Here is a 10192-nt window from a genome sequence, read left to right as displayed (position 1 = left end):
GCTTTACAAGTTTATCTTCACAGTATGAAAAATTCAGATTGTCTTAGTGAACCGCCGTATACCGAACGGTACGTACGGTGGTGTGAGAGGCCGGTAGATAAATTAATTATCTACCTCCTACTCTATACATCTCTTCATATAACCTATCAGGCAAAAACAATCCCCCAGTTAGCCAACATATATGATGACTATTTTTATTGCTTTCAATTAAATTGGGACCTAGAAGACTTGATGCTGCTGATGGTTCTATCTTTATATTCTCACTATCTTTCAATATCTTAAGTAATTTAAATAATTCATTATCTTCGGTGGTATATATCCCATCTAACAATTTATCTGCTATTTCAGATACTAGTTTAGATGGTGACCCAACCGCAAGGCCGTCTGCTTCAGTCACACCACTTATACCATAATCCTTTATACTGGACTTATCATATTTCCCAGTCAATAATCCCAGTAACATACAGGGAGCCTCTGTGGGTTCAACAAAATAACAGTGAACATTATCACCAAAAACATGTTTAAGTCCAAAGGCTATCCCCCCTGGAGCACCCCCTACACCACAGGGAAGATAAACATATAAAGGATGTTTTTCATCCACTAATATTTCTTTTTCTTTAAGTTGTTTTTTTAACCTTAGGGCTGCAACACTATAACCTAGGAATAAATCCTTAGAATTTTCATCATCTACAAAGTGACAATTTTTATTGTTTTTACATTGTTTCCTACCCTGGGCCACGGCTTTAGTATAGTCATCATCATATTCTATAACATTTACTCCTCTTTTTCTTAATTTTTCCTTTTTCCACTCCTTAGCATCACTGGACATATGAACATCCACATTAAAGGCTAGTGCAGACGATATTATACCTATGCTTAAACCTAAATTACCAGTGGATCCCACAGCTACTGTATATTTTGAAAAAAGTTCTTTAAACTTTGGCTCTGCAAGTTTTGAGTAGTCATCATTAATATCTAAAAGCCCCTCATCTATAGCTATGGTCTCAGCTAGTTTTAATACTTCATATATACCACCTCTGGCTTTAATAGAACCGGCTACCTTAAGATGACTATCACACTTTACCGATATATCCCCATTTATTTTTAAGTTATATGTATTTTCAAGAGCCTGCTTTAATATGCCACCAGTTTCTAGAGGAGATTCTATTATTCCATCTCCTGTTTCTGGAAATAATTTTTTTATAAGGGGAGAAAATTTATCTAATCTATTAGAAGCATCTTCTATATCCTTATAGTCTAGAGCTAATGTATTAGATATATCATTAAAATTAGGTTTATCTTCATTTATCCATAGTACTGTTTCGAGATTAATAACTTTAGATAATATATTTTTATTATATAAATTCATAAAAACCCTCCTTAGAGTAACTGTTAAATTGATAATTATATTTTAACATATATAATATTTATTATGGAATTTTTTATTACTAGTATTGCGACTATATTAATCGGTATAATGGAATAGATACTGATTTAGAAGAAGGGTATAAAAAACTCCTTCTGACATTAATGTCAGAAGGAGTTTTTTACTCAGTAATTCCCGATTCCTCAAGCTTATGGGATATCTTTTCCATATATTTGTGGGTTCTACTTATAAATAATATTCCAATTACTAAGAATACTACTAAGTAAATAATCAAAGTAATAATATCACTTCTAAGGGAGGGATAATATACTCCAGCTACAGCTTCCCTTAAGGCTCCTATACCATAGGTGAAGGGTAACCATGCATAGAGCTTTTGGAAAAATGGAGGGGTCATTTGTATCGGGAAGGTTCCTCCAGATCCAGCTACTTGTAGTACCAATAGTATAACCCCCATGGCTTTTCCCACATTGCCAAAAAGGGAGATTAGAGTATATATTATGGTACAAAATACTAAACTCAAAAACATACTTAAGTTTATAAATAGAACAGGTTGTGAAACAGAAACCTTTAATAATAGTATATCTCCTAAGGAAACTATTAAACCTTGAATGATTGCCAATAGGGCAAATAATGGGAATTTACCCAAATGATTTTGTAATGGAGTTGGTTTAAAGTTTACATTCTTACTTTCAGTTGTAAGCAATGAAGATAAAACCAAAACTCCAACCCAAAGAGCCAATGTTGTATAAAAAGGAGTCATAGCACTTCCATAGTTTTTTGTTGAATATAAAGGATGGGCACTTAATTCAACCGGTGATGCCATAAAATCTGCTACAATACCTTTATTGTTTTTAACTCTATTTATAAATTTATCAATATTAAGTTTTTTGCTAAATTCATCGGTTTTATTATTTACTAATATTAGGTTCTGACGTATTTTAGGTAATTTTTTTCCAATTTCAATCATGTCTTTAGCAGCAATTTTCCCATTGTGGCTTAGCTTTTTTAAAAAGTCTTCAATAAGCTTAGATTTTTCAGTTATACTTACTAATAGTTCGTTAATATCACCAGAAAAATTAGAGGCACTTGATAGATATCTTTTTACAGTAGAGGTTAAATCGGTATTAATTTTTATAATTAGATTATCAATATTACTAATCATATTTGTATTCAAATTGTGCATATGACTTAAAGAATTTTCTAATCTATTATTATTTTCAATGTTATTAGATACATCATTTAATAAGACCGACATATCCTCTAGCCTAGCTAAAGAAATGTCAGATACCTCTTTTATAAGAGGGGTTAAGTAATTACTTTCCCTATTCAATAGCAGATTAATTTTTCTAAGGCTTTTTCTAGCTTTTCTTATATCATTACTGGAAGATTCTGAGTAGTAATGAAAACTATCTATAAAACTATTTACATCCTTATCAATATTACTAGTTGTGTTATCCATGGATTTAATAAAGCTTAAAGTGGGTTCAACTCTACCATGGGTATTTTCTAATAGGGTCTTTAGAATAGAGTATTGCTTTGTATATACTGTCAATTTTTTTTGCTGTAACCTTAAGTCAGCAATTGAAGTATCAATACTTTTATTAGATTTTATATTTATAAGATCCTTTTCTATAGAGTTTAGAGTTCTTAATAACAAGGATTTCTCATTATTGATTCCATTTCTTAGTTCATTAATGTTTATAAGGATGTCATCACATATATTATTAGCTTTATCTGTGGTTTGGTCTTTGCTATTAAGTTCCTCAAATAATTTAGAAAGATTTTTTGATATATTATCTAAATAAATATACTTAGTATTAATAGGTTCAATAGCATTTTGAACACCATAATCTAATTTTAAAAGATTAGATTCTATTTTAGAGTTTAGTTCATGTATTGATTTTGCTACCTCATGGACATTGTCACCATGAAGGTCTGAATAAGCCATTTTATTTAATAGATGCTCAAGGTCTATCAGTTGTTCTTCGGTTAAATCATATAATGAATTTAATTCAGGAGAAATATCTTCATTAAATTCATTAAGACTTTCTTTCACGGAGTTCATGTCTTTACCTAACTTCTTTAGATTATTAGAGCTTTCATTAAGAGTTTCTGCAAAGTCCGGTTTTTCTAATATAACTTTCTCTTTTAACTTCATAGTGTTACTATCTAAGTCTTTGAGAGAAACTTTAGTTAAGTTGAGAGTTTCAACAAGTTCTCTTGAGACATCCTTTGTATTATAATTTAGTTTATCTAGATCCTTTTTAAAATCAGTGGAAAAGGATATTAGATCATTGAAAACATTATTAAACAAAGTCATATCTTCAGCTGAAAGGGATATAAGCTCTGAACCGTCAGTTATTGTTTCAGCATTTGCATTTAATCTTTTAATTGCTATAGGGATATCTTTTATTAAGTTATTTAGACTTTCGTCGTATGCACTAAATAACGGTGCATTATCCTTTACGTCTATACCAACCTCATGTAGCATTGAAAAAACCTGCTGGGTTACACTTTCAACAAAGGTGGTACTAATTTTATTTTGAATAACTGAAGCTCCCTTGTCTGTAATCTTAGGTGAAATAGCATTTATCTTTTCATTAACATAATACTCTAAGGATGGTTTCATAGGATTATCACTTATTACAGTACTCATTTTTTCAGAGAAGTCTTTTGGTATTATTATGGTAGCATAGGCTTCTCCTTTTCTCACAACCTCTATGGCTTCATCGGCCTCATTTATAAAAGTCCAACCTAGAGTATCATTTTCCTTTAAACTACTTACAATATCTTTACCAATATTAATATTTTTACTTTCTATTTTTCCCCCTAAGTCATTATTACAAATGACAACGTTGATTCCCCCAGTATTTCCATAGGGATCCCAAGATGCATAGATATTAAACCAAGCATAAAGGGAAGGTAATATCAATAAACCACATACTATAATTAGTGCTATTTTATTTTTTAATATATTTCTTACATCACTTATAAAAATTTTAAAAACGTTTTTCATAATATATCCTCCCTTTTTGTACAAGATATAGGTCAAAAATAATGTTGGTTATATGGTATATTTGAAGTGGTAAAAAGATTTATAATAGGGAATATTTAATATATATTTTAAAATAATATTGTAGAACATCCTCTCTGATTTTATCACATAGTTTTTTGATAATAAATAGATTTATCAACTGTTAACAAAAAATTGTTATTTTATAATAAAGGTTTAGTATGTTTAATGTATATAAAAAAGCTAAGTAAAGTCATTTTTTTTCAGTGACATTTACTTAGCTTTTTTTATAAACTTATTTCTTAAAAAGAAGCTGGCACTTCCTATTAACCTTAAAATACCTACAATTATTAAAGCTAAATATATATTGAAGTCTTTTTTTAGCCGAACACCTATTATTGGAGATATAGTGGCTGATAGATTGATCAAAGTATTGTATATTGCTATATATATGGTTCGATTTTGAGAAGGTATAACTTCTAGTAAAATATTAAACAGTATAAGAACAGTTCCAGCTACAGAAACACCAATAATTACATTAAATAGAACTAAGGCTATAAGACTATTTGAAGCGGCATATAGTATAGGGGTAATTGCCATACCAAAGGTAGAGATACCTAACATTATACTATTACCATATTTATCAGCTAATTTTCCCCATAATGTATAGGTTAGTATTGAAGATAGACTGCTGGCAACAGAAATTATCCCCAACCATGTTTCATCGGCATTAAGATAGTCAATGGTATAAAGACTAAATAGAGGCCAACCCATTTGCCAACCAAAGTGAAATAAAAGGGAACAGCATGTAAATATTATGAATTTTCTTTGTTTTGGCAAGTTCTTTAGTACTACTTTTAAAGATTTTAAGTAACCTGCATTTTTTTCTTGCTTCACTTTTCTTATCCCTCTAAATTTTAAATAGGATAATACTTCTCCTTGAGCGAAAATAAATGCAATTATGAAAAATACTTGATATAAAATTATGGTCTCACTATTGTTGTTAGGTATTATAGTAAGAAGTCGCCCGGAAGTAAAAGCAACTATCATACCGAAAATAGCAGAGTATCTATTTCTAAGACCCATTGCTCTACCCCTTGCTCTTTCGTCAAATATATCACCGATACTGGATTGGAATCCAGTTATTGATATTGAACCAGGAAGGTTCATTATCCCCACTAAGATAACAAAAACCCAAGATTGGTAGTTTTCAGGCATAAAGGGAACAACAGCTAATAGTAAATAAAAAGCTTTATGGGAAAACATTATTAGTGAAGTTGTTTTTTTCTTATTTGTAGAACCTTCTATTATAACAGCACCCATAATTAAAGTTAGTACGCTAAATAAGGCAGGTAAAGAAGATAATAGCCCAATTTGATAATCGCTGGCTCCTAATCTTAAGGCAAACTTAGAAAAGTAGGGGTTAACTAAGTTTATAGCTACTATTGCAAAAATTCCATTTACTATATTTACTTTGCTATTATAAGTATTAAGTTTTTGTTTAAAAAAGACTTTTCTTTCCTCCATAATAAATCACTCCAATATAATTATTGATAAATTAATTTCGAGTCACTAAATATTATATATTATTTTTAAAAATAAGGCTATAAGTTTTAGTAAATATATTTGATATAATGGTTATAGGAATAATTTTACTAATAACAAAGGTTTTTAAGATGAATATAAAGAATATTAAATAATAGGGATTGTAGAGTAGTTAGTATAAAAAGGGAGGAATGGTTTTGTACTCTAAATTAAGACCTAAAAACAGATCAAAGATTAGGTTAATACTAGGAAAAGCATATTATAAAATTAAAAGATATTTTCAGTGGTATTTTAGTGATAAAAAGTATAGTAAAAATAGGGAGGAAGAACTTTTAAAATATAAGGCATTTAGTCATAAAACCCCATTATATAGGAAACTAAAAAATGTAGATATGTGGCTTCAAGAAAATAAAGTAATTAATTTACAAATTACCATAGAGAAACTAAACAGAATAACAATATATCCAGGAGAGACATTTTCCTTTTGGAAACTAGTTGGAAATCCAACAAGAAAGAAAGGTTATGTGGAGGGGATGGTATTAGTTGGTGGTGACTTTACTGATGAAGTTGGTGGTGGTTTATGTCAATTATCTAACTTGTTATACTGGATGACCCTTCATACTCCATTAACAGTATCTGAAAGATATAGACATAGTTATGATGTATTCCCAGATAGTAATAGGACACAACCCTTTGGCAGTGGAGCAACCCTTGTTTATAACTATAGGGATCTTCAAATATACAATGGAACTGATGAGCCATATCAATTATGCTTATCTTTAACAGATGAATATTTAGTTGGGGAATGGAGAACCACCTATAAACCAATATATAAATATGAAATATATGAAAAGGAACATAAGATAACCCACGAGTACTGGGGAGGATATTTGCGTCATAATGTGATAAATAGAAAAATATATAATGGAGAAGAAACATTACTAGATGATGAATATATAACTGAAAATCATGCATTAATGATGTATCAGCCTTTTTTAGAAGAAAGTAATCAGTAAATTATTAAAGGGAGGGTTTAACATAGATAAAATAGAACCAATACATTTTATGATAATTATAACTATAATCTTTATCATTATTCTTATATATAGGATAGGAAAGACTAGAAAATCCTTAGGAAAAGTTAAATATAGTATACCTATTAAATTTAAAAAAGTGGCTATCGTCTCTTGGAGTATTTTAGCTATACTAAATATTATGATGGTAATAAGTTATATCAACAACTATAGAGTAGGTGGAACAATATTTTCTAAAGTTTATTATAGGGAGAATATAATTGAATATATATGCTGGGCTATGTTGAGTATAATCAATATTGTATTAAATTTCAAAAATGCAGAAATAAGAGAAGGGGGTATCAATACCTTCTATACCATATATAAATGGGAAAATATAAATTGTTATAAGATGGTTGATAAAGATAGAATAGAAATTATAACTTCGAAAAAAACTTTATTTAAAAACAAAAACAAGAAAATTAAATGGGATATAGAACAGGATAGTATCAATGGGATAGAAGAAATTTTATTAGAAAAAATAAATATATGTGATGAAGAGATTAAATATTAACTATATCAGTGAGCTTTAATAAGAATATACTAGGAATGATTATCCACTAAATCATCCTTGACAATACATAATAATATACATATAATGTTATAATAAAAGTAAGAAAATATATAAAGCTATGATAGGATGAGTAAATTAGATGTAGTCTATTAGAGAATAGTTGCCATAGGCTGGAAGCAACTTAGATGAACCTAATTGAAAACTACCCTTGAGTTGTATCTGAAACCATCTTAGGCATTTTTAACTTTGAATTCGTTGATATCTTTGAATTCATATGTAGCTTCGAATTCATTCGAAGGTTTCCTATTTGATGGGTAAGGATTTCCGTTGATTACGTTATAATCATTAAAGTGGAAATTATATAATATAATTTAGTTATTGGGGGATTCGTAATCCCACAACTCATTATATAATTTCTTAATTAGGGTGGAACCGTGTGATGATAACTCTCGCCCCTAGGGAACTAGGAGTGGGAGTTTTTTTATTTTATATTAAAAAATTAAGGAGGAATAAAAATGGCTAAAATAAAAGTTACTTTACCAGATGGATCAGTTAGGGAGCATGAAAGTGGAGTTACAATTATGGATGTAGCAAAGGATATAAGTTCAGGACTTGCAAGGGTGGTTGTAGGTGCTAGAGTAGATGGTGAAACTAAAGGTCTTATGGAAGAACTAAATGAAGATGTAAAATTAGAATTACTTAAGTTTGATGATGAAGACGGGCAAGAGGTATTTAGACATACAAGTGCCCATATGCTAGCTCAGGCAGTAAAAAGATTATTCCCAGACGTAAAACTGGCAATAGGACCTTCTATTAAAGATGGTTTCTATTATGATTTTGATACAGAGCATAGATTTACCCCGGAGGATTTAGAAAAGATAGAAAAGGAAATGAAGAAAATAGCTAAGGAAAAATTAGAATTAGAGAGATTTGAATTACCTAGAGATGAAGCTATAGAATACTTAAAGGAAAATGGAGAAGAATATAAGGTAGAGTTAGTTCAAGACCTTCCAGAGGATGAAGTGATTTCATTCTATAAGCAAGGTGATTTTACAGACCTTTGTAGAGGTCCCCATCTACCTACAACTAAAAAGGTTAAAGCCATTAAATTAACTAGTATAGCTGGAGCATATTGGCGTGGAGATGAAAAAAGACCAATGCTTCAAAGAATATATGGTACTTCCTTTGAAAAGAAAAAGGACTTAGATGAGTATTTAGAGAGATTAGAAGAAGCTAAGAAAAGGGATCATAGAAAATTAGGTAAAGAGTTAGGTTTATTTACTATGCACGGTGAAGGACCAGGATTCCCATTCTTCCATGCTAAGGGAATGGTGCTTTGGAATACATTAGAAAACTTCTGGAAAGAGGAACATACTAAAAGGGGTTATGATCAAGTTAAGACTCCTATTATACTAAATGAACAACTATGGCATCAGTCAGGTCACTGGGATCATTATAAAGAAAACATGTATTTCACTAATATAGATGATTCTGATTTTGCTATTAAACCTATGAACTGCCCAGGGGCTATGTTAATATACAAGTCACAAATGTATAGTTACAGAGATTTTCCTATAAAGATGGCAGAACTTGGTCTTGTTCATAGACATGAGTTAGCAGGAGCATTACATGGCCTAATGAGGGTTAGAAGCTTTACCCAAGATGATGCCCATATATTTATGTTACCAGATCAAATTAAAGATGAATTAGTAAAAGTAATAGACCTAGCAGACCATATGTATAATGTATTTGGATTTAAATATCATATAGAATTATCAACAAAGCCTGAAAAGGCAATGGGAACAGATGAACAGTGGGAGATGGCAACTAATGCTTTAAGAGAAGCATTAGAAGAAAAGAATATAGATTATATAGTAAATGAAGGAGATGGAGCATTCTACGGACCTAAAATAGACTTCCATCTAGAAGATAGTATAGGTCGTACATGGCAGTGTGCTACTATACAGCTAGATTTCCAAATGCCAGAAAGATTTGACTTAACATATGTAGGTCAAGATAATGAAAAACATAGACCGGTTATGATTCATAGGACTATATTAGGCAGTATGGAGAGATTTATGGGAGTTCTTATAGAGCACTATGCAGGTAAGTTCCCTGTTTGGTTATCTCCAGTCCAAGTAAGTATATTACCTATATCTGATAAGTTTAATGACTATGGATATAAAGTGGCAGAAAAACTTAAAGAAAAGGGTGTAAGGGTAGAAGTAGATACAAGATCAGAAAAGATAGGATATAAGATTAGAGAAGCTCAACTTAACAAAAACCCATATATGCTTATAGTAGGAGAGAAAGAGGAAAATGAAGTTACTGTTTCCGTTAGAGATAGGGAAGATGGAGATATGGGAGCTATGGATGTTGATAAATTTGTAGCTAAAGTGGCTAAGGAAATAGAAGAGAAGAAATAAAAATCAATTTAATCTGTCCTAAGTATGAAATGTATAGATATCACAAAATTAATAATTGGATATTATTGATTTTGTGGTATAATATGGTATGGGATAATTTCATATTATTAGACCAGCTAGTAAAAGTCAAGAGTATTTAAGTGAAAAAATTTAAATTCTCTAATATTAAATTTATGCACGACAAAAAGACCTTTGAAAAACACGAACAATGGCCAAATTTAGGCTTTTAAAATT

General features: G+C 30.3%; 6 protein-coding genes. 3 read left to right on the top strand and 3 right to left on the bottom strand.

Going from position 1 to position 10192, the window contains the following annotated elements; genetic code table 11:
* Window positions 1–106: 106 nt before the first annotated feature.
* The 3 genes from V6137_RS19480 to V6137_RS19470 all read right to left on the bottom strand — a co-directional run bounded on the left by V6137_RS19480 (window position 107) and on the right by V6137_RS19470 (window position 5927).
* On the bottom strand, window positions 107–1369 hold the full coding sequence (locus V6137_RS19480; protein WP_425449633.1) for a D-serine ammonia-lyase: 1263 nt from the start codon (window positions 1367–1369) through the stop codon (window positions 107–109).
* A gap of 178 nt (window positions 1370–1547) precedes the next feature.
* Window positions 1548–4403: a YhgE/Pip family protein gene (locus V6137_RS19475; protein ID WP_425449632.1), complete on the bottom strand. Its 2856-nt coding sequence runs from the start codon at window positions 4401–4403 to the stop codon at window positions 1548–1550.
* Window positions 4404–4673: 270 nt separating this feature from the next.
* Window positions 4674–5927, bottom strand: coding sequence for an MFS transporter (locus tag V6137_RS19470; RefSeq protein ID WP_425449631.1), 1254 nt, complete (start codon window positions 5925–5927; stop codon window positions 4674–4676).
* 215 nt (window positions 5928–6142) lie between these two features.
* Here V6137_RS19470 and V6137_RS19465 point away from each other — a divergent pair, with 215 nt between their 5' ends.
* From V6137_RS19465 to thrS, 3 genes are all read left to right on the top strand, one after another.
* Window positions 6143–6961, top strand: a complete 819-nt coding sequence (locus tag V6137_RS19465; protein ID WP_425449630.1) for a VanW family protein — start codon at window positions 6143–6145, stop codon at window positions 6959–6961.
* A gap of 49 nt (window positions 6962–7010) precedes the next feature.
* Window positions 7011–7532: a hypothetical protein gene (locus V6137_RS19460; protein ID WP_425449629.1), complete on the top strand. Its 522-nt coding sequence runs from the start codon at window positions 7011–7013 to the stop codon at window positions 7530–7532.
* 515 nt (window positions 7533–8047) lie between these two features.
* On the top strand, window positions 8048–9958 hold the full coding sequence (gene thrS / locus V6137_RS19455; RefSeq protein WP_425449628.1) for a threonine--tRNA ligase: 1911 nt from the start codon (window positions 8048–8050) through the stop codon (window positions 9956–9958).
* The last annotated feature ends 234 nt before the right edge of the window (window positions 9959–10192 follow it).

Source organism: Dethiothermospora halolimnae (assembly GCF_037577855.1).
GTDB lineage: Bacteria > Bacillota > Clostridia > Tissierellales > VENL01 > Dethiothermospora > Dethiothermospora halolimnae.
The sequence above is the reverse complement of the archived record's forward strand: the minus strand, read 5'-3'. Positions and strand labels throughout refer to the sequence as shown.

Bases quoted from the DNA above. Each gene is read 5' to 3' on its own strand.
- V6137_RS19480 (WP_425449633.1), bottom strand. From the start codon at position 1,369: ATGAATTTATATAATAAAAATATATTATCTAAAGTTATTAATCTCGAA.
- V6137_RS19460 (WP_425449629.1), top strand. From the start codon at position 7,011: ATGATAATTATAACTATAATCTTTATCATTATTCTTATATATAGGATA.
- thrS (WP_425449628.1), top strand. From the start codon at position 8,048: ATGGCTAAAATAAAAGTTACTTTACCAGATGGATCAGTTAGGGAGCAT.
- V6137_RS19470 (WP_425449631.1), bottom strand. From the start codon at position 5,927: ATGGAGGAAAGAAAAGTCTTTTTTAAACAAAAACTTAATACTTATAAT.
- V6137_RS19475 (WP_425449632.1), bottom strand. From the start codon at position 4,403: ATGAAAAACGTTTTTAAAATTTTTATAAGTGATGTAAGAAATATATTA.